The organism is Burkholderia cenocepacia, from assembly GCF_014211915.1.
Lineage (GTDB): Bacteria > Pseudomonadota > Gammaproteobacteria > Burkholderiales > Burkholderiaceae > Burkholderia > Burkholderia orbicola.
Genome location: NZ_CP060039.1, coordinates 3106265 through 3131535, shown reverse-complemented (window position 1 = coordinate 3131535; position 25271 = coordinate 3106265). Strand labels below are relative to the sequence as shown.

Here is a 25271-nt window from a genome sequence, read left to right as displayed (position 1 = left end):
ATCGGCCAACCGCGCGACGCGTCGCCGCGTGCATCGGCCGAACGGCCAAAGCGGGCATTTTTTGGGCAGCCTGCGCGGCGGGGCGGCTACAATAGCGCCCATGTCAGATCCTCGCTTCGTCCATCTTCGCGTTCACTCCGAATTCTCGATTGCCGACGGCATCGTGCGCATTGACGACATCGTCAAGGCGGCGGCCGCGGACGGTCAGGGCGCGCTCGCGCTCACCGATCTCGGCAACGCGTTCGGCCTCGTTCGTTTCTACCAGGAAGCCCGCGGCAAGGGCATCAAGCCGATCGCCGGCTGCGACGTCTGGATTGCCAATCCGGACGACCGCGACAAGCCGTCGCGGTTGCTGCTGCTGGTCAAGGACAAGGTCGGTTACCTGAATCTCTGCGAGCTGCTGTCGAAGGCGTGGCTCACGAACCAGTACCGCGGCCGCGCGGAACTCGACGCGAGCTGGCTCGACGGCGAGCTCGCGCAGGGGCTGCTCGCGCTGTCGGGCGCGCAACAGGGCGATATCGGCCTTGCGCTGGCCGCGGGCAACGAAGAAGCCGCGCGCCGTCACGCCGAGCGCTGGGCGCGGGTGTTTCCGGGCGGCTTCTACATCGAGCTGCAGCGTTACGGGCAGCCGGGCGCCGAGGCGTACATCCAGCAGGCGGCGGCGCTCGCCGCGTCGCTGAAGCTGCCGGTCGTCGCGACGCACCCGACGCAGTTCATGACCGACGACGATTTCACCGCGCACGAGGCGCGCGTGTGCATCTCGGAAGGCGACATTCTCGCGAATCCGCGGCGCCAGAAGCGTTTCACGACCGACCAGTACTTCCGCACGCAGGACGAGATGGCTGCGCTGTTCGCCGACCTGCCGTCGGCGATCGCGAACACGGTCGAGATCGCGAAGCGCTGCAACCTGAAGCTCGAGCTCGGCAAGCCGAAACTGCCGCTGTTCCCGACGCCGGACGGCATGTCGCTCGACGACTACCTGGTCCAGTTGTCGAAGGAAGGGCTCGAGGCCCGTCTCGCGCAGTTGTATCCGGTCGAGGCCGAGCGCGACGCGCAGCGCGACACGTACTACAAGCGCCTCGAGTTCGAGTGCGGGACCATCACGAAGATGGGCTTCCCCGGCTACTTCCTGATCGTCGCGGACTTCATCAACTGGGCGAAGAACAACGGCGTGCCGGTCGGCCCGGGCCGCGGCTCGGGCGCCGGCTCGCTGGTCGCGTACGCGCTCGGCATTACCGATCTCGATCCGCTGCGCTACAACCTGCTGTTCGAGCGCTTCCTGAACCCGGAACGCGTGTCGATGCCCGACTTCGACATCGATTTCTGCCAGCACGGCCGCGATCGCGTGATCCAGTACGTGAAGGAGAAGTACGGCGCGGACGCCGTCTCGCAGATCGCCACGTTCGGCACGATGGCCGCGAAGGCGGCCGTGCGCGACATCGGCCGCGTGCTCGACCTCGGCTACATGTTCACCGACGGCATCGCGAAGCTGATTCCGTTCAAGCCCGGCAAGCATGTGACGATTGCCGACGCGATGAAGGAAGAGCCGCAGTTGCAGGAGCGCTACGACCACGAGGACGAAGTTCACCAGTTGCTCGACCTCGCGCAGCGCGTCGAGGGTCTCACGCGTAACGTCGGGATGCACGCCGGCGGCGTGCTGATCGCGCCCGGCAAGCTGACCGATTTCTGCCCGCTGTACACGCAGGGCGACGACGGCGGCGTGGTCAGCCAGTACGACAAGGACGACGTCGAAGCCGTCGGCCTCGTGAAGTTCGACTTTCTGGGCCTCACGACGCTGACGATCCTCGACTGGGCCGAGCGCTACATCCGCCGCCTCGATCCGTCGAAGGCCGACTGGTCGCTCGCGCAGGTGCCGCTCGACGATCCGGCCTCGTTCCAGATCCTGAAGAAGGCGAACACGGTCGCGGTGTTCCAGCTGGAAAGCCGCGGGATGCAGGGCATGCTGAAGGATGCGCAGCCCGACCGCTTCGAGGACATCATCGCGCTCGTGTCGTTGTACCGTCCGGGCCCGATGGACCTGATTCCGAGCTTCTGCGCGCGCAAGCACGGGCGCGAGAAGGTCGACTATCCGGATCCGCGCGTCGAACCCGTCCTGAAAGAGACCTACGGCATCATGGTCTATCAGGAGCAGGTGATGCAGATGGCGCAGATCATCGGCGGCTACTCGCTCGGCGGCGCCGATTTGCTGCGTCGCGCGATGGGCAAGAAGAAGCCCGAGGAGATGGCCAAGCACCGCGAGATCTTCGCGGAGGGTGCGGCGAAGAACGGCCTCACGCGCGAGAAGTCCGACGAGATCTTCGACTTGATGGAGAAGTTCGCGGGCTACGGCTTCAACAAGTCGCACGCGGCCGCGTATGCGCTGCTCGCGTATTACACCGCGTGGCTGAAGGCGCACCATCCGGCCGAATTCATGGCGGCCAACATGACGCTCGCGATGGACGACACCGACAAGGTGAAGATCCTGTTCGACGACTGCGTCGTGAACAACCTCGCCGTGCTGCCGCCGGACATCAACCAGTCGCATTACCGGTTCGAGCCGGTCGCGGAAGCCGACGGCAAGCGCTCGCGCACGATCCGCTACGGCCTCGGCGCGGTGAAGGGCAGCGGCCAGAACGCGATCGAGGAAATCCTGCGTGCGCGCGAAGAAAAGGCGTTCACCGACCTGTTCGACTTCTGCGAACGGATCGACCGGCGTGTCGTCAACCGCCGCACGGTCGAGGCGCTGATCCGCGCCGGCGCGTTCGATTCGCTGAACCCGAACCGTGCGCAACTGATCGCGTCGGTGCCGCTTGCGATGGAAGCGGCCGACCAGGCCGAAGCGAACGCGATGCAGGCCGGCCTGTTCGACATGGGCGCCGAGTCGCCGCATGCGCATGCGCTTGTCGACGAGCCCGCGTGGGACGACAAGCGCCGCCTGCAGGAAGAAAAGGCCGCGCTCGGCTTCTACCTGTCCGGCCACCTGTTCGATGCGTATCGCGACGAAGTGCGGCGCTTCGTGCGGCAGAAGGTCGGTGATCTGAAGGAAGGGCGCGACAAGCTCGTCGCAGGCATCATCGCGTCGCTGCGCACGCAGATGACGCAGCGCGGCAAGATGCTGATCGCGCTGCTCGACGACGGCACGGGCCAGTGCGAGATCACGATCTTCAACGAACAGTTCGAGGCAAACAAGGCGCTGTTCAAGGAAGACGAGCTGCTGATCGTGCAGGGGCAGGCGCGCAACGACGCATTCACCGGTGGCATTCGCTTCACGGCCGATACCGTGATGGATCTCGAACGCGCGCGCAGCCGCTACGCGCAGGCCGTGCGGTTGACGATGAACGGCAACGCCGACGCGCTCGCGCTACGCCGCGTGCTCGAGCCGCACGTGTCGAAGGACGATCCGGCCGCCGCGAACGGGGTCGACGCGCCCGCGCCGCGCGGCGGCGGCCGCGATGGCGGTCGGCGCCCGCAGCCGCCGCTGCCGAACGGGCTTGCGGTCCAGATCCACTACAGCAACGCGCGCGCGCAAGGCGAAATGCGTCTGGGCGACGCGTGGCGCGTGAAGCCGAGCGACGTGCTGCTGGCGGAGCTGCGTGCGGCGTTCGACGGCAGCGTCGTCGAAATCACGTACTGACCGCGCGCTGTTTCGACGGCTGTCGCGCATAGGCGGCCCGTTGCATCGCCATCGTGCGGTGCGGCGGGCCGTTTTTACGTGGTGCAAGGGTAATCGGGCGCTTGGGCTTGCCATCCGGACGCTATACAATCCCGCGCTAACCGTCCGAACGCGGCGCCTGCCGCGGGTTCGCACGGCGAGCGGCGCCGACAGCGCGCGCGTAAACAGGGGCGGATCGATGCGGCGTGCGGCGACTTGCGGCAGGGCAGGCTCGCGGATCAGGATGCCGTGGAACGGCACGCCGCGACGATAAAAACGGATTGTCACCACATGACCATGGCCAATGGGAACCCGACGCAGCGGATCCTCGTGATCCGGATTGATTTTCTGGGCGACATGCTGTGCACGACGGCGTTTCTCCGCGCGCTGAAGGCGCGCTGGCCGGGCGCGGAGCTACATGTGGTCGCGAACCGCTACAACGCGGCCGCGCTGGCCGGAAATCCGGACGTGCACACGATCCACACCTACGTGTACAGCCGCCAGTGCGAGCGCAACGACCGCCCCGGGCGGATGCGCGCATTCTTCGACCGGCTGCGACTCGTGCGCCGCCTGCGCCGCTTGCGGTTCGACCTCGTGATCGTGCCGAACGGCGGCATGCATCGCAGCAGCATGCAGTTCGCGCGCCAGCTTCGCGCGAAGGATTGCCGCTGGCACGATGCCGAGACCGAATTCGACGATCGCAAGCCCGAGCATGTCGCGCAGCGGCCGATGTGCCACGAGGCGTTGTCGGGTTTCCGCTTGGTGCCCGAACTCGGCTGCGCCGATCTCGATCGTCTGGAACTGTCGGTCCATCCCGATCGTGCGCGGCAGGAAGCGTGGCATCGCCTGCTCGGCGCACGCACGAAGCCGCGCGTTGGGCTGTTCGTGTCGAACAAGGCGGTCGAGCGCCGCTGGCCCGCCGACCGCTGGCGCGACCTCGGCGAGCGGCTTGCCCCCGTCGCGGATGTGATCGTGTTTCGCGATCCGGCCATCGGTCAGGCCATCGAGGGCGAGGGATGGCGCGACGTGAATGCGCGGCATGTCGCGCCGTCGTCGGTTGCCGATCTCGTGGCGGCCACGAGCCTGCTCGATGCAATCGTCTCGGCCGACAGCGCGCCCGTCCATCTTGCGTCGGCGCTCGGCGTACCGGTGGCCGCCCTGTTCGAGGACCGTCCCGAGAAATACCTGCGCTGGCATCCGATAGGCGTGCCGCACGTGATCCTGCGCGCGGGTCGGACCGTCGATGCGATCGGTGTCGATGCGGTCGAGCGTGCGGTGCGCCACCTGCTGTCGCAGGCCGGCCAACGCGACGAAGCGCCGGCCGCCGCGGCGCGCGTGCAGCCGGCCGCCGCCACGGCCCCCACGATCGCGACGATCGCTTCGTAGCGCGGCACGAACGGCCCGCTCGCGTACCGCGCGATACGTCACGATCGGGCCGCATCGTGGCCGCTTTCATCGCCGGCGCGCGACGCCGCGCCGGCTGCTGCAAAATCCTGTACATTGCCAGCCTTGTTCAGCCAGCCAGACGATCGCCGTGGCCCTGTTTTCTTCCGCCCGTCCGCCCAGAACCATCCTCGTTGCCGCGCCGCGCCGTATCGGCGACGTACTGTTGACGACTCCGCTCGTACGGTCCCTGAAGGCCCGCTGGCCGGACGCGCAGATCGACATGCTGGTGTTTCGCGGCACCGAGGGCGTGCTCGAGCACAATCCGGACGTGCGGCGCGTGATCGTGGTCGCGCAGCGTGCGGGATTGGGCGAGCGGCTGCGCGACGCGCTGTCGATGTGGCGCCGCTACGATCTCGCATGCGCGGCGCTGAGTTCCGACCGGCCGCGTTTCTATAGCTGGTTCGCCGGCCGCAAACGGGTCGGCCTCGTCGACCCGAATCGCGTCACGTGGCTGACGCGGATGATGCTGAACGGGATCGCGATCAATCACCACGAATCTGCCCATACGGTCGTCAGTACGCTGGCACTCGCGCCGGTGCTCGGCATCGAGCCGGTGTCCGAGGTCGTCGCGCCCGGCATCGGCGATGATCCGGCGCGGCGCGCGCGTTTCGACGCGTGGCTCGCCGAGTCGCCGGCGATCCGCGCCGGCAAGCCGCTGGTCGTGCTGCATCCGTACCCGATGTTCCGTTACAAGCAATGGCGGCTCGACGGCTGGGTCGAAATGATCGGCTGGCTGCGCGAGCAGGGCTTCGCGATCGCGCTGTCGGGCGGCCCGGCCGACCGCGAGCGCGAGTATGCGGAGCAGGTCGCGACGGAGGCGGGCGGCGACGTGCTGAACCTGGTCGGCCGCCTGACGTTCGGCGAGAGCGCGGAGCTCGTGCGGCGCGCGCGGCTCTTCATCGGGCCCGACACCGGCGCGACGCACGTCGCGGCCGCGACGGGTACCGACACGATTGCACTGTTCGGACCGTCCGACCCCGTGCGTTGGGGGCCGTGGCCGCAGCACTGGCCTGCGACCGAGAATCCGTGGGCGCTGCGCGGCTCGGGGCGGCACGCAAACGTGTGGCTGCTGCAGGGGGACGGAGATTGCGTGCCGTGCCGCCACGAAGGCTGCGAGCGTCACGTCGACAGTCGCAGCGACTGCCTCGTCCATCTGGACGCGCAGCGCGTGAAGGCCGCGGCAGCCGAGATGTTGGGGTTGAATCCGCCGGGGCCGGTCGACGTCATCGTCGACACGTCGCGGCTGCGTCGTGCCGGGTCCGACTGACGCGCGCCCTTCTTCGTCAGCCGGAGTTCGTTTCGCGGAGCGCCGCGCGGCTCTCCGGCGTCGACGGGGCGGATGTCCGCCGCCGCCGAACCAGGTGGGCGGGCCGCGGAACGTAGGCAGGCGTGCGTTACACGCTGCGCCGGATCGCCGACGTTTCGCGCGGCAGTGCTTCGCTGCGTTCGCCGCAACCGAGCAGGATGCCGGCCAGCAGCACGATCAGGTGCCCTTCGGCGAAATCCAGCAGCAGCGAATTCGCGAGACTGCCGATCGTGAAGATCGCGAGCCACGCGAGCAACAGGTGTCGCGAGCGCGGATCGAGCGCGCGGCTGCCGCGCGCGATCTGCACGATCAGGTTGACGAACAGCAGCAGGCCAACCGTGCCGAGCTGCACGGCCATCAGCAGGTATTCGTTGTGCGGATTCGCCGTGAGCTGGCCTTCGGCGGCCGTCTTGCCGGCCGAGAGTTTCTGGAACTCGAGCTCGAGCCCCCCCGCGCCATAACCGAGCACGGGGCGCTGACGAAACAGCTCGATTCCCTTCTTGTACCACTCGAGGCGCAGCCCGGTCGACGTGGCCGCATCGCTCTGCCGATATTGCTGCACTTCAGTCACGACCTTCGTCAGCCGGCCGTTGTGAACCGTGCACGCAGCCACTACGAGTGCGACGCCCGCCAGTACGAGCATGCCGGCAGCGAGCCCTGCGCGCAGGGCGGATTGCCGGCGCAGCAACAGCACGAAACGTACCGCGACGACGAGGATCAGCAACAGCGCGATGACCTGTCCCGTGCGTCCCTGCAGCATCACGAACACGTTGACGAGCGACCACACGGCGATGCCCGCATAGGCGGCACGGGACAGCCGCGTGCGGGTCGCCAGCGCGAGATCAGCCGCCTGGTAGAAGAGCAGCGCGCCGAACATGCCGGCCGCGATGTGGTTCTTGAACACCCAGGCGCGCGACAGCGGCAACTGGGTCGCATGTGCTGGCCCGATCGCGGTGAGCCCGAGGTAGTTGGTGGTCGACAGCAGCAGAATCACGCACAGCGTGCCGAACCAGCAGCGCCGCACGATCGGCGCCCAGTTCGAATGACGGAACGCGAGCACGGCGAACGGCAGCAGCAACAGCTTGTCGTACTTCGCGACCCAGTTCCACGCCTTGTCATGCGGCGCGACCGTATAGGTGACGCTCACGGCCAGCGCGGCCAGAATCAGCAGTGCCGCGAGCGAAGCCGGATCGGTGACGAACGAGCGCAGGTCGCGCCAGAATTCGGGGGAAATCACGAGCGCCACGGCGAACAGCCCGCAGAACACGTTGGTCAGCGCCGTCGAGACGGGCACCATGCAGAGCGCGGCGACGGCGAAGGCGCGGGCGGCGGTCAGGCGCCGCGTGGCGGGAGCGGAAAACGAAAGCATCGGAACCTGTCGTATGGACGAATGCGGCTTGCGGACATCGTGCACCGTGCCGCGTCGCGCATCCCGGCGAGAGAGCCGGGACGAACGGCGCAGTATACGCGAAGCAGGACGGCTTTCCGTACGGTTTTAGGGGTCCGATCAGCTGAATGCGCGCTTGATCCGCGAGCGCAACAGCGCACGTTTGAGGCGGCCTTCCACCGTCGGCGTATCGAGCGCGATCTGCGTGCCGACCGGCTCGCCGCGATGCAGGTAGTAGCGATCGAACGTCGCCTGGGTCATGCCCCATTTGTTCAGGAACTGGCGGCGGCCGTCGTTCTTGACGATCTTGCCGGTGCTCTTCTGCTGGAAGTGGTACACGAGGCTGTCGCCCACGCCGATGAAGATCCGGCAGCCGGCGTCCCAGAATTTCATCGAGAAGTCGTTGTCGCTGCTCATGCCCGGCGACAGCTCGCTGCTGTAGCCGCCGATGCGGTTCCACCAGTCGCGGTGCACGAGCGTCGGCGGCCAGGTCGAGCCGAGCCAGTCCGGGCGTGCCAGTTTCGGGGTCGCGGCGACCAGGCCGGCCGCGTCGAATTGCTCGGCGTCGCGGCCGAAATTGCTGACGACCACGCACGGATTGCGCGTGTCGACCGGCTCGATCATCGTGCCCGACAGCATGAACAGGTCGGTCGGCATCTGTTCGATGCGGCGCACGAGCGCCGTGTCCCAGCCCGGGCAGCAGAACATGTCGTCGTTCATGTAGACGACGTAGTCGCGCGTGGCCCGCGCGGCGGCCAGGTTGACCGCATGGCAGATGCCGATGTTGGCCGGCGACGCGGTGTGCTCGATCCCTTCGTTGCGCACCCAGTCGAGCGTGCCGTCCGAGCCGTCGTTCACGTGCACGATGATCTGGTGGTCATACGCGGAGTGCCGGCGCAGGCTGTCGACGACGAGCTTGAGGTACGGCAGGTTGTTCCAGGTCGGAATGATGATGGAGAACATGGTGGTCGGAATTCGGTGGTCGTCGTGGCGCGCGGCGCAGCCGCTCGGGCGGGCACGCGTGGTGCGCGCAACCCGGCATTGTAACGCCGGGCCGGCCGTGCGCCGGGCGCTCGCCCAGGGCACGTTCGCAAGCCCGTCATTCGCGTGAACAGGCTCTAGCGTACCGGGTCGTGACCGAGCTTCAGGAAGCGGTAGTACACGGTTTCCGCGTTGAACACCGCGATCATGAAGCCCGCGCGACCATCGAGGAACCCGCGCCGCAGCACGTAGGTGCGCACGAACGCCCACGCGCCGCGGCCGAGCGCCTTGCCGAAGCCGCCGCGCTGGCCGGCCGCGCGGCGCTGGCGCGCGCCGGCCGTCGAATAGGCGTCGAGCTTGCGCACGACCGTTTCGAAATCCTCGTACGAGTAGTGCATCAGCTTGCCGGCCAGGCGCTGCGCGGCCGTATCGAACACGAGGCGCTCGTGCACGAGGTCGTCCGAGAACCGCGCGGTGCCGCGCCGGAACAGCCGCGGCACCCAGTCCGGATACCAGCCGCTGTGATGGATCCACTGGCCGCAGAAGCTCGACAGCCGGTCGAGCGCATAGACCTGCGCGGCCGGCGCGCGGATCGCGTCGCGGATCGAGCGCGCGAGTTCCGGCGTGACGATTTCGTCGGTATCGAGCGACAGGATCCAGTCGGTGCCGAGCGCGTCGAGCGCGCGGTTCTTCTGCGGGCCGAAGCCCGGCCAGTCGCGCTCGACGATCACGCGTGCGCCGTGCGCCTGCGCGATCGCGACGGTATCGTCGGTGCTGCCGCCGTCGACGACGACGACATCGTCGGCGAACGACAGCGCATCGAGACACTGCGCGAGCCGCGCGGATGCGTTGAGGGCGATGAGGGCGACGCCGAGGGTGGGTTCAGCCATGAAATCGTCGGAAAGGCGGAGAAAACGGTGAGCGGCAGTATACCTGCGGCCCGGCCGCGGGCCGCCGCGACAACGGCCGTGCCGGCGAGGGCGGTACAGCTATAATGTTGAGCCCTTTTCGGCACCCGCCCGACAGGGCGCACACTCGGGCGGCCACGTGCCGGGCGCCGCATCGCGGCTCAAGAAGGATTGCCTTGGAAACCCAGAACACTCTTCGCAAACCGATGGACGGCACCGGCACCTCGCCGGTGACGGTCCTCAAGCGCCTGTGGCCGTACATCCGGCCGCTCATCGGCATCGTGGTGCTCGCCGTGGTGACGATGGGCGTCGTCGCGGCCACCGAGGCCGGTATCCCGGCCCTGCTCAAGCCGCTGCTCGACCACGGCTTCGGCTCGCACGGCAGCGACAGCGCGAAATGGTACGTGCCGATCGCGGTGATCGGGCTCGCGCTCGTGCGCGGCGTGTCGCAGTACACATCGAATTACCTGCTCAACTACGTATCGAACCGCATCCTGCTGCAGCTGCGGCTCGAGATGTTCCAGCGGATGATCCATACCGGCGCGTCGTTTTTCCAGCGCGAAACCGCGAGCACGGTGATCAACGCGATCGTGTTCGAGGTCAACCAGATCCTGTCGGTGCTGACGGGCGTGATGGTCACGCTCGTGCGCGACTCGCTGACGGTGATCTTCCTGCTCGGCTACCTGTTCTACCTGAACTGGCGGCTCACGCTGATCGTCGCGGTGATCCTGCCGGGCATCGGCTGGCTCGTCAGCAAGATCAACCGCCGGCTGCGCCGCCTGAACCGCGAGCACCAGACGCTGACCAACGAGCTGTCGTACATCGTCGAGGAGACGGTCGGCGGCTACAAGGTCGTCAAGGTGCACAACGGCGAAGCGTACGAGATGGACCGCTTCACGACGATGAGCAAGCGCCTGCGCGGCTACGCGATGCGCATGACGATCTCGGGCGGCCTCGCGCAGCCGCTCACGCAGTTCCTCGCGTCGATCGCGCTCGCGGTCGTGATCACGATCGCGGTCGTGCAGTCGTCGAACGACCAGACGACAGTCGGCGGTTTCGTCGCGTTCGTCACGTCGATGCTGCTGGTGATCTCGCCGCTCAAGCACCTGATCGACGTCAACCAGCCGCTGCAGCGCGGGATGACGGCCGCCGAGCTGATCTTCGGGCTGATCGACGAGCCGGCCGAGCCGCAGGGCGGCGGGCGGCCGCTGTCGCAGGCGCGCGGCGAGATCGAGTTCCGCGCCGTGTCGTTCGACTACGGCGCGGCCGAACGGCCGACGCTCGACCGCATTTCGTTCAAGGTCGCGCCGGGTGAAATGATCGCGCTGGCCGGCCCGTCCGGGAGCGGCAAGACGACGCTCGTGAACCTGCTGCCGCGCTTCTTCGACCCGACGGACGGCACGATCCTGGTCGACGGCGTGCCGGTGTCCGACTACGATCTCCACGCGCTGCGCAGCCAGATGGCGATGGTCAGCCAGGACGTCGTGCTGTTCAACGACACGATCGCCGCTAACGTCGCCTACGGGCAGACGCCCGACCGCGCACGCGTGCAGGCCGCGCTCGAGGCCGCGAACCTCGCCGATGCGGTCGCCGCGATGCCCGACGGGCTCGATACGCTGGTCGGCGGCAACGGGATGCGGCTGTCCGGCGGCCAGCGCCAGCGGCTCGCGATTGCGCGCGCGATCTACAAGGACGCGCCGATCCTGATCCTCGACGAAGCGACGTCGGCGCTCGATTCGGAGTCGGAGCGCCACGTGCAGGCCGCGCTCGAGCGGCTGATGGAAGGCCGCACGACGCTGGTGATCGCGCACCGGCTGTCGACGATCGAGCGCGCGGACCGCATCCTCGTGCTCGAGGCCGGCAAGATCGTCGAGGAGGGCAGCCACGACGAACTGCTGCGCCACGGCGGCCTGTACGCGCACCTGCACCGGATCCAGTACCAGCAGCAGGCGGCGTGACGCGCGCTCATGCGGCCGCGATGCCGTGTGCTAGTCTTCATCGGGCAGTCCCGGTCGTTTCTTGTTCGACGTGATACCACGGAGGGGAAGGACAATGAAGAGGATGCACGGCATGATGCTGGCCGCATGGATCGCGGCCGGCTGCGCCGCCACCGCGGCGATGGCGCAGGATCACGGCAACCACGACAATCGTGATGACCGCGGCGGCCACGGCATGCAGCGCGGCCATGGCCCGAAACACGTGCCGCCCGGGCAGGCGAAGCATCGCGACGACGTACCGCCGCGCTGGGCCGACCAGCCGCGCCGCGACTGGCACAAGGGCGACCGGCTGCCGGACGAATTCCGCGATCGCCAGTACGTGGTCGACGACTGGCGCGGCTACCGCCTGAGTCCGCCGCCGCGCGGCTATCACTGGGTCGGCGTCGGCGGCGACTACCTGCTCGTGCAGATCGGCTCGGGCATCGTGCTGCGGGTCGGTCCGTAACCGGGGCCGTCCCCCGGACCGTCACCGGCACGCCGCATTCCGATCGTTCATCCGGCTGCCGGGCGCGTTGCCCGGCGCCGCGTCACTTTGCCGCCGCGCGGCGGAACCAGCGCCGCTCGATTCTCGACATCACCCAGCACACGCCGAGCGCGCACACCGTGCCGAGCGTCACTTCGCCGAACCGGATCAGCGGAACGTCCCACAGCGGGCCGTTGCCCGGAAACAGCAGCACGATCGTCGCGGTCACGCCGCCGAGCCGCGCGGCGCTGCCGATGTTCAGGCACCAGCAGCAGACGATCACGACCGCGACCGTGATCGCATACGCGACGAGGCGATCGCCGCCCAGCGCCGCGCCGGCGAAGCCGAGCACGCCGCCGACCATCGCGCCGATGAACTGGTCGCGCGACAGCGACATCGTGTCCGAGTAGTTGTGCTGCGTGACGGCGATCGCGGTGATCGCCGCCCACACGGCCTGCTCGCTATGCATCGCGCGGCCGATCGCATACGCGAGGCACGCGCCGCAGACGGCCTGCAGCGCCATCAGGCCGCCTTGCGCGAGCCGTTCGCTGAATGACAACCCCTTGAACAGATCGAAGATCGACTGCTGGATCTGCTGGCGGGCTTCGTTGAGTGTCCTGATCGTATCCATCGTGCATCGGCCAAGAAGCGGGTAGCGGGCGGCGCGTTGCCGTCAATGCGCCTGTTCGGGCGACGCGGCCGCCGGTTCGTCGGCCGTCGCATCGCCGTTCTCGACGCGCGTTTCCGGCATCACGAGCCAGACCAGCAGCACCGCGAGCGCACCGGCGGCCGCGAGCCCGAAGAAACTGACCGCGTTGCCGAAGTGGTCGGCGACGTAGCCGGCCACGGCCGTGCTGAGCGTCGCGCCGATCCCGGCCGCGAGCCCGAACAGCCCGATACACAGGTTGTAGCGGCCCTTGCCGCCCGCGACGTCGGCCGCGATCAGCGGCAGCATCACGCCGAACACGGCCGCGCTGATGCCGTCGAGCATCTGCACCGGCACGAGCAGGTATGGGCTGCTGACGCCGGCGAACAGCAGTGCGCGAACCGGCAGCGCGGAGAAGCCGAGCAGCAGGATCGGCCGGCGTCCCCAGCGCTGCGCGGAGCGGCCGACCCACGGCGACAGCATCGCGACGATCGCCTGCGGCACGATGATGCACGCGGCGATCACGAGCTGCACGTTCTCGCCCATCCCGGCCGTGACTTCGCCGGCCGCGAGGTTCAGCATCGCGGCGTTCGACAGGTGGAACAGCACGACGCAGGCCGCGAAGATCAGCATCCGGCGGTCGCGCAGCAGTTCGAGCAGCGTTTCGCGCTCGCCGGCTTCGTCGAGCTCGTCAGGCTTCGACGACTGCGGAATCACCTGGTGCGTCGGCTGGATCATCGCGAGCGCGAACAGCGCGGGCAGCGCCAGCACGGCGGTCAGCCAGAACACCGCGCGCGCGGAGAAGTATTCGCCGGTCAGTCCCATCAGGCCCGCCGCGACCGCACTGCCGATCGACGCCCAGCGCGCGTTGCGGCCGAGCCGGTCGCCGAGGTCGGCGCGGCCGACGAGCGAGAACGAGATCGCGGCCATCGCCGGCACCAGCATGCAGCTTGCAAAGCCGTGGAACACCTCGGCGGCGATCACCGGCACGATCGTCGGGCTGGACGCGAGCAGGACCGCGGACAGGATGATGGCCGCGATCGCCCAGGCGGCCGCGCCTTTCTTGTTCTTCAGCGCATCGACGGCCGCGCCGCCCGGCACCTGGCTGACCATCGCGCTGATCGTGCCGATCGACAGCACCATGCCGATCTCGCCCTGCGTCCACTTGTGCGACGCGAGGTAGGACGCGATGAACGGACCGAACCCGGTTTGAACGTTTGCAACGAAAAAGTTGAGCCAGTCGAGGGCCCGGAGACTGCGCCCGCTGACGGAATGCTTGATCGTCATCGGGTAGCACTCGCAGACGAGGCCGGTGCGGCCGGGGCAACGGGCGGGAAGACCGCGACGATCGGCTTGTCGGCCGCGTACGGCGGCGAGGCCTTGATCTGGGCGTCGTTCAGGTCGAGCTGCGGGTGCAGCGCCTTGTCGCGCGTGACGAAGCGCAGCGCGCCCCAGCTCGCGGCGATCGAGCGGCGGTCGGTATTGACGAGCCCGCCGAGGTCGAGCACGACGGCCTGCGGCTGGGCGCCGCGGTCGATCAGCACGTCGACGATGCGGCCGATCTTCGTGCCGTTCGGGCGCTCGACGTCGCTGTCGAGCATCGGCAGTCGCGTCGCCGGCGACGCCGCGGCCGAGCCCGACAGCGGCACGGCCTTCGGCCGCGCGGCCGGCGGCAGGTCGCCCGACGGCACGTCGAGCACGATCGGCTCCTGTTTGCCGCCCGGCGTGAAGCGGAACACGTTCCACGGGAAGATGACCTTGCGGTCGCCGATGCCCATGAAGCCTTGCAGGTTGACGATCATCTCGCGCGGCTTGCCGCTCGCGTCGACCACCATGTCGACCGCGCGGCCGACGACCTTGCCGTTGCGGCGCGCGACCTCGCTGTCGAGCAGCGCGTGGATCTGGGTGCGGTCGAGCGAGCGCGTCGCGACGATCGGCGGGGGCGGAGGCGGCGGCGGGGTCGGCGATTCGGGACGCTGCACGGGCTTCGGCCGCGTCACCTCGCGGTGCGGCTTCTTCGGCGCTTCCGGTTCCTCCGGTTGCGTCGGCGCGGGCACCGGCGGCATCGTCAGCGGCTCGCCGGCGGTCTCCTCGACAGGCTCGACGAGCGCCTCGCTGATCGGCGCGGGCGGGTTCTGCACCGGCAGCAGCCCGCAGCCGGACAGCAGCGCGGCGACGGCGAGAATCAGGAAGACCGTCGACGACGGCAACGACTTGCGGGATGCGGGAAACGGGAGTCCGCCGCTCATTGACACTCACTCCATGGGTCGGGGGCGGCCCGAGGGCACGCGGCTGGCGATGGATGGCGGGTGCGGGCGGCGCACCACGCGAGGTGAGAGTTTAACGTGTCTTGCTTTCAGGACCGACTTCGATGGCCTGTTGCAGGCCGACCGTCGGGAAAAGGAAGGGATCGGACGCGGGTTGGAGGCCCGGCTGCGGTGGCCGATCGACGACGATGCGGGCGCCGGCGCCGCTGCCACGGGGCCCCTGGCTCAACGAGCCGAGGCCCGCGGACCGCGGCAACCGCGCCGCAACGCCTGCTGCAATCATGGCCATTCGGCGGACGCGGCGCAGGCGCGGCTGCTGTCTGAAACAGCTTGAAACCGGAAAATCAGGCGTCCGGATACCACGCGTCGGCGAATTCGCTGACCTGGACGTCCTTCAGTTCCGGACGGGCGGCCAGCCACCCGCGCACGAGTTCGCGGTCGGCGTCGGTCGTCGTGCCGCGCGGCGCGCCGGAGATCACGTACGCGCCGATGCCTTCGTCCGCGGACGCGACGGTCAGCAGCCCGTTCGCTTCGACGAAGTCGATGAATGCATCGATCAACTGGCCGCGCTCGAGGTCGGTCATTTCATTGCGGTAATGCGCGGTGGCGTTGAACGAGAGTTCCTGGAATTCGCCGATGTGGAGTTTCTTGCGCTGGCGGCGGTTGTGGCCTTGGCTCATGGTGTGTGGTGAATGCGAAAAGGGTCAATGAAAGGGCGGCGGCCGGCGCCGGCGCGGCAGGCGCGAACGGCCCGGACGCCGCATCGGGGCGCCGCGCGGCGATGCCGGCGGCGGATGGGCGGAAGGTTACATCAGCACGATATCGTACTGCTCCTGGCTCAGATTCGACTCCACCTGCAGCGACACCGGCTTGCCGATGAAGTCGATCAGCATCGCCAGATGCTGCGACTCCTCGTCGAGGAACAGGTCGATCACCTGCTGCGCGGCGATCACGCGAAACTCACGCGGGTTGAACTGCCGCGACTCGCGCAGGATTTCGCGCAGGATGTCGTAGCACACGGTGCGCGACGTCTTCACCTGGCCCTTGCCCTGGCAGGTCGGGCATGGTTCGCACAGCACGTGCGCGAGCGATTCGCGCGTGCGCTTGCGCGTCATCTCGACGAGCCCGAGCTGCGAGAAACCGTTGACCGTCACGCGCGTGCGGTCGCGCGACAGCGCCTTCTTCAGCTCGGACAGCACCGCGTCGCGGTGCTCGGCGTTCTCCATGTCGATGAAGTCGATGATGATGATCCCGCCGAGGTTGCGCAGCCGCAGTTGCCGCGCGATCGTATGCGCGGCCTCGAGGTTGGTCTTGAAGATCGTGTCGTCGAAGTTGCGCGCGCCGACATAGCCGCCCGTGTTCACGTCGATCGTCGTCATCGCCTCGGTCTGGTCGATCATCAGGTAACCGCCCGATTTCAGGTCGACGCGGCGCGACAGCGCGCGCTGGATCTCCGTCTCGATGTTGTACAGGTCGAACAGCGGCCGCTCGCCCGTGTAGTGATGCAGCTTCGGGCTCACGGCTGGCGTGAATTCGCCCGCGAATTCCGACAGGCGCTGGTACGTCTCGCGCGAATCGACCTGGATGCGCGTCGTGTCGTCGTTCGCGAAATCGCGCAGCACGCGCTGCGCGAGATCGAGATCCTGATACAGCAGGCTCGTCGCCGGCAGACGCTGCGCTTGTGCGACGATCGTCGCCCAGGTCTTGCGCAGGTACGTGACGTCGCCGGCCAGTTCGTCGGAGGTCGCATCCTCGGCGATCGTGCGCACGATGTAGCCGCCTTTCTCGTCCGGCGGGATCACGGCCGTCAGGCGCGCGCGCACGGCCTCGCGCTCGGCCTCGCTCTCGATTTTCTGCGAGATGCCGATATGCGGCTCCTGCGGCAGGTAGACGAGCGTGCGCCCCGCGATACTGACCTGCGTCGACAGCCGCGCGCCCTTCGTGCCAATCGGGTCCTTGATCACCTGGACCATCAGCGTCTGGCCCTCGAACACGATCTTCTCGATCGGCTGGTGCGGCGCGCCCGACTGCGGCTCGCCCGCGAGGCGCGGATGCCAGATGTCGGCGACGTGCAGGAACGCCGCGCGTTCGAGGCCGATGTCGATGAACGCCGACTGCATGCCGGGCAGCACGCGCACGACCTTGCCGAGATAGATGTTGCCGACCCGCCCGCGCGACAGCGTGCGCTCGACGTGAAGCTCCTGCACCGCACCTTGCTGGACGAGTGCGACGCGCGTTTCCTGCGGCGTGAGGTTGATCAGGATTTCTTCGTTCATGGTGCGGTTCAGAAGGCGACGCATGCGGTACGCAGCAGCGCGGCAGTCTCAAAAAGGGGCAGACCCATGATACCTGAATGGGACCCGTCGATTCGCTCGATGAATTCGGCCGCGCGGCCCTGGATCGCGTACGCGCCGGCCTTGCCGAACGGCTCGCCGGTTTCGACGTAGCGCACGTATGCGTCGCGCGGTGCGTTCGAAAAGCGTACCGACGAGCGCGACAGCGCGGGCGGCAGCAGTTCGCCGTCGGCGCCGATCACGGCGACGGCGGTCAGGACTTCGTGTTCGCGGCCCGCGAGGCGGGTGAGCATCGCGAGCGCATCGTCGGCGTCGGCCGGCTTGCCGAGGATCGCGCCGTCGATCGTCACCGTGGTGTCCGCAACGAGCACCGGCGCGGCCGGTTTGCCGCTCGCGACGAGACGTGCGCGCGCAGCCTCGGCCTTCGCGACGGTCACGCGCCGCACGTACGCGTCGGCGGCTTCGCCGGGCAGTTCGGCTTCGAGCGCCTCGGCGTCCTCGTCGGGGCGCGGCAGCAGCAGCTCGAAGCGTACGCCGATCTGCAGCAGCAGCTCCTGGCGGCGGGGGCTTTGCGAAGCGAGGTAAAGGATCGGGAAAAGCGCGGGGACGTGCTGGACGGCATGGTGTCGTTATCTCGTTGAGCGCGCCCGGCGCGCGTCTCGAGGACGACACGTCATGCGCGGTGGTAGGGGTGATTCTGCGTGATGCTCCACGCCCGGTAAAGCTGTTCGGCGAGCAGCACGCGCACCATGCCGTGCGGCAGCGTCATGCTCGAGATGCGCAGCAGCACGTCGGCGCGTGCTTTCAGGTCCGGATCGAGCCCGTCGGCGCCGCCGATCACGAACGCGACGTCGCGACCGTCCTGCTGCCAGCCGGGCAGCGCCTGCGCGAGCTGCATCGTGGTCCAGTCGCGGCCGCGCTCGTCGAGCGCGACGAGGCGCGCGCCCTTCGGCAGCGCGGCCTCGATCTTCTGCCGCTCGGCGGCCATCACGCTTTCGGCGCTGCGGCCGCCCGAACGCAGTTCAGGCTTGATTTCGCGCAACTCGATGCGCAGTTCGGGCGGCATCCGCTTCGTGTATTCGTCGAAGCCGGATGCGATCCAGCCGGGCATCTTGTGACCGACCGCGAGGATGAAAAGCTTCATCGACAGACGCGTGACGGCTCAACGGCGGCGGGCGGCCGTCTTGCGCGCCGGGCGTGCGGGCGCTTCTTCCTCTTCCTCGTCGTCTTCGCTCGCCGTGGCGAAGCCGTTGCCCTTGCCGCCGCCCAGCTTCATCCGCACGGGCTTGTCGCCCCAGATTTCCTCGAGGTTGTAGTACTGGCGCAGGGCCGGTTGCAGGATGTGCACGACCGCGTCGCCGCAGTCGACCAGCACCCATTCGCCGGTGTCCTCGCCTTCGGAGCTGACGACGTCGCCGCCGGCTTCCTTGACCTTGTCGCGCACGTTCGACGCGAGCGCCTTGGTCTGGCGGTTGGAGGTGCCCGAGGCGACGACCACGCGGTCGAACAGTTCGGTCAGGTGGCTGGTGTTGAACACCTTGATGTCTTGCGCCTTGACGTCTTCGAGGGCGTCGACGATCACGCGCTGCAGTTTGCGAATATCCATGGATTCAGGAATGGTAGAGGCGATGTTGAAGAATATAGGCCCATACGGCGGCCGGCACATGTTCGGCCGATGCGTCGGGCATTTGCGCATGGCGTGCGATGCATTCGCGCAGGTGCGCGCGGATGTCGGTCGCGGCGATGTCGAACGAAAGGGTCGTATCGATCAGCAGGCGGCCTGCCGGCGTGGCCTTGAGCACGTCGGCGCCGGCCTGCCGCGCGGCGATTTCCCGCGCGACGTCCGGCGGCGCCGCGCCGAGCTCGAAGCCCGGGCGCGTCGACACGCCGATGTGCGCGTAGTCGAACAGCGTGCGCCAGTCGCGCCACGTATCGAGGCGCACGAGCTGGTCGGCGCCGATCAGCAGCGACAGCGACGCATCCGGGCCGATCCGCTCGCGCCAGCGCGCGAGCGTCTCGACCGTGTAGGTCGGGCCGGTGTGCTCGATCTCGTCGGTGGCGACGGTCACGGTCACGCCCGGCACGGACAGCGTGCCGGCCGCCGCGCGCGTCATCGCGAGCCGGTGCTCGGCGGCCGACACGTCGCGCTTCTGGTACGGCTGCCCGGCGGGCAGCAACACGAGTTCGGTCAGGTCGAGCAGTTCGGCGAACCGGCGCGCGAGCGCGAGATGGCCATCGTGGATCGGGTCGAAGGTACCGCCCAGCAAGCCGATACGACGCGGCAGCGGGGCGGGGCGGGCGGTGGTGTCCAGAAACGCGTCCTTTCGTTGGGGCAGCGGCACGCGCGGGTTCAGACCCAGTCGCGCGGCACGAGGAAGTCGCTATAGAGGCGCGCTTCCGGCGAACCCGGCTCGGGTTGCCAGTTGTAGCGCCAGTTCGCGACCGGCGGCATCGACATCAGGATCGACTCGGTCCGGCCGCCGCTTTGCAGGCCGAACAGCGTGCCGCGGTCGAACACGAGGTTGAATTCGACGTAGCGGCCGCGGCGGTAGGCCTGGAAGTCACGCTCGCGCTCGCCGTACGGCAGCTCGGCGCGGCGCTCGACGATCGGCAGGTAAGCGTTCAGGAACGCATCGCCGACGCTTTGCATCAGGTCAAACGAGCGTTCGAAACCGGGCTCCGAGAAATCGTCGAAGAAGATCCCGCCGACGCCGCGCGTCTCGTTGCGGTGCTTCAGGAAGAAATATTCGTCGCACCATTGCTTGAAGCGCGGGTAGAGCTCGGCGCCGAACGGGTCGAGCGCGTCCTTGCAGCTCTGGTGGAAATGCCGCGCGTCGTCCTCGAAACCGTAAACCGGTGTCAGATCCATGCCGCCGCCGAACCAGAACACGGGCGCCTCGCCCGGTTTCGTCGCGATCAGCATCCGCACGTTCATGTGCACGGTCGGGCAGTACGGATTGCGCGGGTGCAGCACCAGCGACACGCCGAGCGCCTCGAAGCCGCGGCCCGCGAGCTGCGGGCGCGCCGCGCTCGCCGACGGCGGCAGCGCGTCGCCCGCGACGTCGGAAAAGCCGATTCCCGCGCGTTCGAACACGCGACCGCCTTCGAGAATCCGCGTGCAGCCGCCGCCGCGCAGGCGTTCGGCCGGCCCGCGCTGCCACGTGTCGGTCGCGAGCGGCGTGCCGTCGAGCGCGCCGAGCGCGTCGGCGATCCGGGTCTGCAGGCCCTGGAGGTACGTGCGCACACGCGCCACGTCGTAGGTCGAATCGGTCATGTCTGGACTGGCTGCCCCCGCCTGACGCGGGGGCCGTAAAAAAAGCATCTGCCGGGCATTCTATCGAACCCCGGCAGAGGGGCCGCCGCCGCGCGGGCGCGGGGCGGCGATCACGACGTCACGTGCTCTTGCGGTTGAGCGCGCGAAAGCCGATGTCGCGGCGGTACTGCATGCCTTCGAAATTGATCTGGTTGATCGTGTCGTACGCATGCTGCTGCGCTTCGCGCACCGAATCGGCGAGGCCGACCACGCACAGCACGCGGCCGCCGGACGTCACGAGCTTGTCGCCGTCGGCGAGCGTCGTGCCCGCATGGAACGTCACGGCCTGTTCGGTCTCGGCCGGGATGCCGTTGATACGGTCGCCCTTGCGCGGCGCGTCCGGGTAGCCGTGCGCGGCGAGCACGACGCCCAGCGCGGTGCGGCGATCCCAGTCGAGCTCGACCGTGTCGAGCGTGCCCGCGATCGCCTGCTCGACGACCTTCGAGAAATCGCTCTTCAGGCGCGCCATGATCGGCTGCGTTTCCGGGTCGCCCATCCGGCAGTTGAACTCGAGCGTGCGCGGATTGCCGTCCTTGTCGATCATCAGGCCCGCGTACAGGAAGCCGGTGAAGCGGATGCCGTCCTTCTCCATCCCGCGCACGGTCGGCATGATGATCTCGCGCATCACGCGTGCATGCATCTGCGGCGTGACGATCGGCGCGGGCGAATACGCGCCCATGCCGCCGGTGTTCGGGCCGCGATCCTCGTCGAGCAGGCGCTTGTGGTCCTGGCTGGAGGCCAGCGCCAGCGCGTGCTTGCCGTCGACCATCACGATGAAGCTGGCCTCCTCGCCATCGAGGAATTCCTCGATCACGACGCGCGCGCCGGCATCGCCGAGCTTGTTGCCCGACAGCATCATGTCGACGGCCGCATGCGCCTCTTCGAGCGTCATCGCGACGACGACGCCCTTGCCGGCCGCGAGGCCGTCGGCCTTCACGACGATCGGCGCGCCCTTCGCGTCGATGTACGCGTGGGCGGCGGCCGCATCGGCGAAGGTTTCGTAGTCGGCGGTCGGAATGTTGTGGCGCTTCATGAACGCCTTCGCGAAATCCTTCGAGCTTTCGAGCTGCGCGGCTTCGCGGGTCGGGCCGAATACCTTCAGGCCGCGTGCGCGGAACAGGTTGACGATGCCGGCCGCGAGCGGCGCTTCCGGCCCGACGAGCGTGAACGCAACGCCTTCGCGCTCCGCGAAATCGGCGAGTTCGTCGAGCGCCGTGATGTCGACGTTCTTCAGACGCTCGTCCTGCGCCGTGCCGCCATTGCCGGGCGCGACGTAGACCATCTGGACGCGCGGCGATTGCGCGAGCTTCCACGCCAGCGCATGTTCGCGGCCGCCGGAACCGACGACGAGTAGTTTCATGGGATTCCCCGCAGACTAGAAAACAGGGCGGCCGGCACGCTCAGGCGCGCCGGCCGCGAAATCGGTCGGGCCGCCGTCGCAACGCTGCGCGCGGCGGCCGGCATCTCATTCCTCGACGATGACGGCGTTCGTATACACGTCCTGCACGTCGTCGAGATTCTCGAGCGCGTCCAGGAGCTTCTGCATCTTCGCCGCGTCGTCGCCGGTGAATTCGACTTCGTTCTGCGGCTTCATCGTCACTTCGGCGAGTTCGGCCTTGAAGCCGGCGGCTTCGAGCGCGTCCTTCACCGCGGAAAACGCCTGCCAGTCGCACAGCACCTCGATCGAGCCGTCGTCGTTCGTGTTCACGTCGTTCGCGCCGGCTTCGAGCGCGGCTTCCATCAGCGCGTCTTCCGACGTGCCGGGCGCGAACAGGAACTGGCCGACGTGATCGAACATGAACGCGACGGAGCCGTCGGTGCCCATGTTGCCGCCGAACTTCGAGAATGCGTGGCGCACTTCCGCGACCGTGCGGGTGCGGTTGTCGGTCAGCGTGTCGACGATGATCGCCGCGCCGCTGATGCCGTAGCCTTCGTAACGGATTTCTTCGTAGTTCGCGCCGTCCGCGCCGCCGACGCCGCGATCGATCGCGCGCTTGACGTTGTCCTTCGGCATGTTCGCGTCGGCTGCCTTGTCGACCGCGAGACGCAGGCGCGGGTTCGAGTTGACGTCGCCGCCGCCGAGGCGCGCCGCGACCTGGATTTCCTTGATCAGGCGGGTCCAGATCTTGCCGCGCTTCGCGTCGGCCGCAGCCTTCTTATGCTTGATGTTGGCCCATTTCGAATGACCAGCCATACCTTTCTCCGTGCCCGGGCGCGCAGCGCGGGCGATTGTTTCAGTGTGTCGTTGAATCGGCGGCCGTTTCGGCGGGCATGAAGCCGCGGGGCCGCGCGTGTCGAGTGGATCGTGATTTTATCACGCGGCGACCGCCGCTTCGGGGCCGCCGCGCATGGCCGAACGGCCGGGGCGGCCGTCGCGGCGCGCCGGGGCGCGCGGCATGGCGGCGCCCGACGCCCGGTGCGCTCAGTTCTTGGTGCCGAACAGGCGGTCGCCGGCGTCGCCCAGGCCCGGCACGATGTACGCGTGTTCGTTCAGATGCGAGTCGAGCGACGCGACGAACAGCTTCACGTCGGGGTGCGCGTCCTGGAACACCTGCACGCCCTCGGGCGCGGCGACCAGCGCGACGAACATGATGTTCGCGGCCGGCACGTTGCGGCGCTTGAGCACGTCGACCGCATGCACGGCCGAATAGCCGGTCGCGACCATCGGGTCGCACAGGATGAAGATGCGGTCTTCCAGGTCCGGCAGGCGCACCAGGTATTCGACCGGACGGTGGTCCTCGGCGCGGTACACGCCGATGTGGCCGACGCGCGCGGACGGCACCAGGTCTAGCAGGCCGTCCGACATCCCGATGCCCGCGCGCAGCACGGGCACGATCGCGAGCTTCTTGCCGGCGATCACCGGCGCGTCGACCGCCACCAGCGGGGTTTCGACCCGCTTGGTCGTGATCGGCAGGTTGCGGGTGATCTCATAGCCCATCAGCAGCGTGATCTCGCGCAGCAGTTCGCGGAACGTGCGCGTGGACGTGTCCTTGTCGCGCATGTGCGTGAGCTTGTGCTGGATCAGCGGGTGATCGGTGATGAAGAGGTTCGGGAAACGGCTGTCCTGTTTCATGACGGGGTGCCTTGGCGGCAAAAGGGGATCGGGGGCGGCGGCGGCCATGAGCCGGCCGTCGCTCATGGCCGCAATTTTACCAAGGCGCGCCGCGCGATCCGGATATTATCGACGTCTCACGACAATCCGCGTGCCGCGCACGCCCGTTTGCCCGCCGCCGGCGGCAACGCGGGCCCGTGCCGGCACGCGCGCCACCAGGGAAACGACGATGGATCTCGGCATCGAAGGAAAGACCGCGCTCGTGTGCGCGGCCAGCAAGGGCCTCGGGCGTGGTTGCGCGGAAGCGCTGGCCGCCGAGGGCGTGAACCTCGTGATCGTCGCGCGCACGCGCGACACGCTGGAGGAAACCGCGGAAGAGATCCGCGCCGGCGCGAACGTGTCGGTCACGGCGGTCGCCTGCGACATCACGACGCCGGACGGCCGCGCGGCCGCGCTCGCCGCGTGCCCGCAGCCGGACATTCTCGTGACGAATGCCGGCGGTCCGCCGCCCGGCGACTTCCGCGACTTCTCGCACGACGACTGGATTCGCGCGCTCGAGTCGAACATGCTGACGCCGATCGAGCTGATCCGCGCGACCATCGACGGGATGATCGGCCGCGGCTTCGGCCGGATCGTCAACATCACGAGTTCGGCCGTGAAGGCGCCGATCGACGTGCTCGCGCTGTCGAACGGCGCGCGCTCGGGGCTGACCGGCTTCGTCGCGGGGCTGTCGCGCAAGGTCGCGGGGCAGGGCGTGACGATCAACAACCTGCTGCCGGGGCTGTTCGACACCGACCGGATCGCGACGACGCTCGCCGCGTCGGCGCAGGCGCAGGGCGTGACGGTCGACGAGATGCGCGCGCGGCGCACCAGGGACATCCCGGCCGGGCGCCTCGGCACGCGCGCCGAGTTCGGCGCGGCCTGTGCGTTCCTGTGCAGCGTGCATGCCGGCTACATCACCGGGCAGAACTGGCTGCTCGACGGCGGCGCGTATCCGGGTACGTTCTGACCGGCGCTTTTCGATTCACGACGACAACAACCGAACGACGAAGGAACTGGAGATGAGCAAACCCCGCATCGCACTGATTGCGCACGACGCGAAGAAGGACGAGATCGTCGCGCTCGCGGGCCAGTATCGCGAGACGCTCGCGCAATGCCGGCTGGTCGCGACCGGCACGACGGGCGGCCGTATCGCCGCCGCGCACGGGCTCGAGGTCGAGCGCAAGCTGTCGGGGCCGCTCGGCGGCGACCTGCAGATCGGTGCGGAACTCGCCGACGGCCGCGTCGACATCGTCGTGTTCCTGCGCGACCCGATGACCGCGCAGCCGCACGACCCCGACATCACGGCGTTGGTGCGCGCATGCGACGTGCACGACGTGCCGGTCGCGACCAACGTCGCGACCGCGCGGATGCTGCTCGACGATCTGGCGCGGAACATGCAGGACGTTTGCTAGGCGCGGGCATCGGCTGATTGTCCCTGCCGGCGGCAGGGCCATGCACGAACGGTGGCGACGCGCGAGAATCGTGCGTCGCCACGCGCGCCTGCCGGCACCCGCACG

23 protein-coding genes are annotated in these 25271 nt (G+C 68.4%); 7 read left to right on the top strand and 16 right to left on the bottom strand.

Annotated features, from left to right (window positions below):
• Nucleotides 1-100 precede the first annotated feature (100 nt).
• From dnaE to SY91_RS14800, 3 genes are all read left to right on the top strand, one after another.
• Nucleotides 101-3634, top strand: a complete 3534-nt coding sequence (dnaE, locus tag SY91_RS14810; RefSeq protein WP_006478208.1) for a DNA polymerase III subunit alpha — start codon at nucleotides 101-103, stop codon at nucleotides 3632-3634.
• 315 nt (nucleotides 3635-3949) lie between these two features.
• Entirely contained in the window at nucleotides 3950-5038 is a 1089-nt protein-coding gene (locus SY91_RS14805) for a glycosyltransferase family 9 protein (RefSeq protein WP_006478209.1), read from the top strand.
• A gap of 148 nt (nucleotides 5039-5186) precedes the next feature.
• A complete protein-coding gene (locus tag SY91_RS14800; protein WP_006478210.1) occupies nucleotides 5187-6365 on the top strand; it encodes a glycosyltransferase family 9 protein in 1179 nt (392 codons plus the stop codon).
• Nucleotides 6366-6492: 127 nt separating this feature from the next.
• Here the strand turns inward: SY91_RS14800 and SY91_RS14795 are convergent, their stop codons facing one another.
• From SY91_RS14795 to SY91_RS14785, 3 genes are all read right to left on the bottom strand, one after another.
• Nucleotides 6493-7773 (bottom strand): O-antigen ligase family protein, encoded by a 1281-nt coding sequence (locus SY91_RS14795; protein ID WP_043888167.1) that lies wholly within the window; start codon nucleotides 7771-7773, stop codon nucleotides 6493-6495.
• Nucleotides 7774-7911: 138 nt separating this feature from the next.
• Complete coding sequence (locus SY91_RS14790) at nucleotides 7912-8754, bottom strand: glycosyltransferase family 2 protein (protein ID WP_023477159.1); 843 nt, start codon at nucleotides 8752-8754, stop codon at nucleotides 7912-7914.
• Nucleotides 8755-8909: 155 nt separating this feature from the next.
• Nucleotides 8910-9662 carry a glycosyltransferase family 2 protein gene (locus SY91_RS14785; protein WP_023477158.1) on the bottom strand — a complete coding sequence of 251 codons (753 nt, stop codon included), beginning with the start codon at nucleotides 9660-9662 and terminating at the stop codon, nucleotides 8910-8912.
• 224 nt (nucleotides 9663-9886) lie between these two features.
• Here SY91_RS14785 and msbA point away from each other — a divergent pair, with 224 nt between their 5' ends.
• On the top strand, nucleotides 9887-11638 hold the full coding sequence (gene msbA, locus SY91_RS14780; protein ID WP_034174491.1) for a lipid A export permease/ATP-binding protein MsbA: 1752 nt from the start codon (nucleotides 9887-9889) through the stop codon (nucleotides 11636-11638).
• Nucleotides 11639-11732: 94 nt separating this feature from the next.
• Nucleotides 11733-12122 carry an RcnB family protein gene (locus SY91_RS14775; protein WP_006478215.1) on the top strand — a complete coding sequence of 130 codons (390 nt, stop codon included), beginning with the start codon at nucleotides 11733-11735 and terminating at the stop codon, nucleotides 12120-12122.
• An 82-nt stretch (nucleotides 12123-12204) separates the two neighbouring features.
• Here SY91_RS14775 and SY91_RS14770 read toward each other — a convergent pair whose 3' ends face one another.
• The 13 genes from SY91_RS14770 to upp all read right to left on the bottom strand — a co-directional run bounded on the left by SY91_RS14770 (nucleotide 12205) and on the right by upp (nucleotide 23733).
• Nucleotides 12205-12771, bottom strand: coding sequence for an FUSC family protein (locus SY91_RS14770; RefSeq protein ID WP_006478216.1), 567 nt, complete (start codon nucleotides 12769-12771; stop codon nucleotides 12205-12207).
• 42 nt (nucleotides 12772-12813) lie between these two features.
• A complete protein-coding gene (locus SY91_RS14765; RefSeq protein ID WP_006478217.1) occupies nucleotides 12814-14073 on the bottom strand; it encodes an MFS transporter in 1260 nt (419 codons plus the stop codon).
• Nucleotides 14070-15035: a PRC-barrel domain-containing protein gene (locus SY91_RS14760; RefSeq protein ID WP_023477155.1), complete on the bottom strand. Its 966-nt coding sequence runs from the start codon at nucleotides 15033-15035 to the stop codon at nucleotides 14070-14072. The genes SY91_RS14765 and SY91_RS14760 overlap by 4 nt, the downstream gene beginning before the upstream one ends.
• 362 nt (nucleotides 15036-15397) lie before the next feature.
• Nucleotides 15398-15733 carry a YggL family protein gene (locus tag SY91_RS14755; RefSeq protein WP_006478219.1) on the bottom strand — a complete coding sequence of 112 codons (336 nt, stop codon included), beginning with the start codon at nucleotides 15731-15733 and terminating at the stop codon, nucleotides 15398-15400.
• A gap of 126 nt (nucleotides 15734-15859) precedes the next feature.
• Complete coding sequence (gene rng, locus SY91_RS14750) at nucleotides 15860-17329, bottom strand: ribonuclease G (protein WP_011545847.1); 1470 nt, start codon at nucleotides 17327-17329, stop codon at nucleotides 15860-15862.
• 8 nt (nucleotides 17330-17337) lie between these two features.
• Nucleotides 17338-17937, bottom strand: coding sequence for a nucleoside triphosphate pyrophosphatase (locus tag SY91_RS14745; protein ID WP_185921158.1), 600 nt, complete (start codon nucleotides 17935-17937; stop codon nucleotides 17338-17340).
• Between the two features lie 83 nt (nucleotides 17938-18020).
• A complete protein-coding gene (gene rlmH / locus SY91_RS14740; RefSeq protein ID WP_006478222.1) occupies nucleotides 18021-18491 on the bottom strand; it encodes a 23S rRNA (pseudouridine(1915)-N(3))-methyltransferase RlmH in 471 nt (156 codons plus the stop codon).
• A gap of 18 nt (nucleotides 18492-18509) precedes the next feature.
• A complete protein-coding gene (gene rsfS, locus SY91_RS14735) occupies nucleotides 18510-18953 on the bottom strand; it encodes a ribosome silencing factor (protein WP_006484266.1) in 444 nt (147 codons plus the stop codon).
• 4 nt (nucleotides 18954-18957) lie between these two features.
• On the bottom strand, nucleotides 18958-19689 hold the full coding sequence (locus tag SY91_RS14730; protein WP_006478224.1) for a nicotinate-nucleotide adenylyltransferase: 732 nt from the start codon (nucleotides 19687-19689) through the stop codon (nucleotides 18958-18960).
• A gap of 8 nt (nucleotides 19690-19697) precedes the next feature.
• Nucleotides 19698-20621 (bottom strand): oxygen-dependent coproporphyrinogen oxidase, encoded by a 924-nt coding sequence (gene hemF, locus SY91_RS14725; RefSeq protein WP_023477151.1) that lies wholly within the window; start codon nucleotides 20619-20621, stop codon nucleotides 19698-19700.
• 118 nt (nucleotides 20622-20739) lie between these two features.
• On the bottom strand, nucleotides 20740-22020 hold the full coding sequence (purD, locus tag SY91_RS14720; protein ID WP_006478226.1) for a phosphoribosylamine--glycine ligase: 1281 nt from the start codon (nucleotides 22018-22020) through the stop codon (nucleotides 20740-20742).
• 105 nt (nucleotides 22021-22125) lie between these two features.
• Nucleotides 22126-22854 (bottom strand): YebC/PmpR family DNA-binding transcriptional regulator, encoded by a 729-nt coding sequence (locus SY91_RS14715; protein WP_006478227.1) that lies wholly within the window; start codon nucleotides 22852-22854, stop codon nucleotides 22126-22128.
• Nucleotides 22855-23082: 228 nt separating this feature from the next.
• Nucleotides 23083-23733: a uracil phosphoribosyltransferase gene (gene upp, locus SY91_RS14710; protein WP_006478229.1), complete on the bottom strand. Its 651-nt coding sequence runs from the start codon at nucleotides 23731-23733 to the stop codon at nucleotides 23083-23085.
• Nucleotides 23734-23941: 208 nt separating this feature from the next.
• Between upp and SY91_RS14705 the strand changes: the two genes are divergently transcribed.
• Nucleotides 23942-24721: an SDR family oxidoreductase gene (locus SY91_RS14705; protein ID WP_023477150.1), complete on the top strand. Its 780-nt coding sequence runs from the start codon at nucleotides 23942-23944 to the stop codon at nucleotides 24719-24721.
• 52 nt (nucleotides 24722-24773) lie between these two features.
• Nucleotides 24774-25166, top strand: a complete 393-nt coding sequence (locus SY91_RS14700; RefSeq protein ID WP_006478230.1) for a methylglyoxal synthase — start codon at nucleotides 24774-24776, stop codon at nucleotides 25164-25166.
• Nucleotides 25167-25271 lie beyond the last annotated feature (105 nt).

Excerpts from the sequence above, each read along its gene's own strand:
- rng (WP_011545847.1), bottom strand. The coding sequence starts at position 17,329 with ATGAACGAAGAAATCCTGATCAACCTCACGCCGCAGGAAACGCGCGTC.
- rsfS (WP_006484266.1), bottom strand. The coding sequence starts at position 18,953 with ATGGATATTCGCAAACTGCAGCGCGTGATCGTCGACGCCCTCGAAGAC.
- SY91_RS14770 (WP_006478216.1), bottom strand. The coding sequence starts at position 12,771 with ATGGATACGATCAGGACACTCAACGAAGCCCGCCAGCAGATCCAGCAG.
- SY91_RS14785 (WP_023477158.1), bottom strand. The coding sequence starts at position 9,662 with ATGGCTGAACCCACCCTCGGCGTCGCCCTCATCGCCCTCAACGCATCC.
- msbA (WP_034174491.1), top strand. The coding sequence starts at position 9,887 with ATGGACGGCACCGGCACCTCGCCGGTGACGGTCCTCAAGCGCCTGTGG.
- SY91_RS14700 (WP_006478230.1), top strand. The coding sequence starts at position 24,774 with ATGAGCAAACCCCGCATCGCACTGATTGCGCACGACGCGAAGAAGGAC.
- SY91_RS14805 (WP_006478209.1), top strand. The coding sequence starts at position 3,950 with ATGGCCAATGGGAACCCGACGCAGCGGATCCTCGTGATCCGGATTGAT.
- SY91_RS14775 (WP_006478215.1), top strand. The coding sequence starts at position 11,733 with ATGAAGAGGATGCACGGCATGATGCTGGCCGCATGGATCGCGGCCGGC.
- SY91_RS14715 (WP_006478227.1), bottom strand. The coding sequence starts at position 22,854 with ATGGCTGGTCATTCGAAATGGGCCAACATCAAGCATAAGAAGGCTGCG.
- dnaE (WP_006478208.1), top strand. The coding sequence starts at position 101 with ATGTCAGATCCTCGCTTCGTCCATCTTCGCGTTCACTCCGAATTCTCG.
- SY91_RS14755 (WP_006478219.1), bottom strand. The coding sequence starts at position 15,733 with ATGAGCCAAGGCCACAACCGCCGCCAGCGCAAGAAACTCCACATCGGC.
- SY91_RS14790 (WP_023477159.1), bottom strand. The coding sequence starts at position 8,754 with ATGTTCTCCATCATCATTCCGACCTGGAACAACCTGCCGTACCTCAAG.
- upp (WP_006478229.1), bottom strand. The coding sequence starts at position 23,733 with ATGAAACAGGACAGCCGTTTCCCGAACCTCTTCATCACCGATCACCCG.
- SY91_RS14705 (WP_023477150.1), top strand. The coding sequence starts at position 23,942 with ATGGATCTCGGCATCGAAGGAAAGACCGCGCTCGTGTGCGCGGCCAGC.
- SY91_RS14765 (WP_006478217.1), bottom strand. The coding sequence starts at position 14,073 with ATGACGATCAAGCATTCCGTCAGCGGGCGCAGTCTCCGGGCCCTCGAC.
- rlmH (WP_006478222.1), bottom strand. The coding sequence starts at position 18,491 with ATGAAGCTTTTCATCCTCGCGGTCGGTCACAAGATGCCCGGCTGGATC.
- SY91_RS14795 (WP_043888167.1), bottom strand. The coding sequence starts at position 7,773 with ATGCTTTCGTTTTCCGCTCCCGCCACGCGGCGCCTGACCGCCGCCCGC.
- SY91_RS14760 (WP_023477155.1), bottom strand. The coding sequence starts at position 15,035 with ATGAGCGGCGGACTCCCGTTTCCCGCATCCCGCAAGTCGTTGCCGTCG.
- hemF (WP_023477151.1), bottom strand. The coding sequence starts at position 20,621 with ATGACCGATTCGACCTACGACGTGGCGCGTGTGCGCACGTACCTCCAG.
- purD (WP_006478226.1), bottom strand. The coding sequence starts at position 22,020 with ATGAAACTACTCGTCGTCGGTTCCGGCGGCCGCGAACATGCGCTGGCG.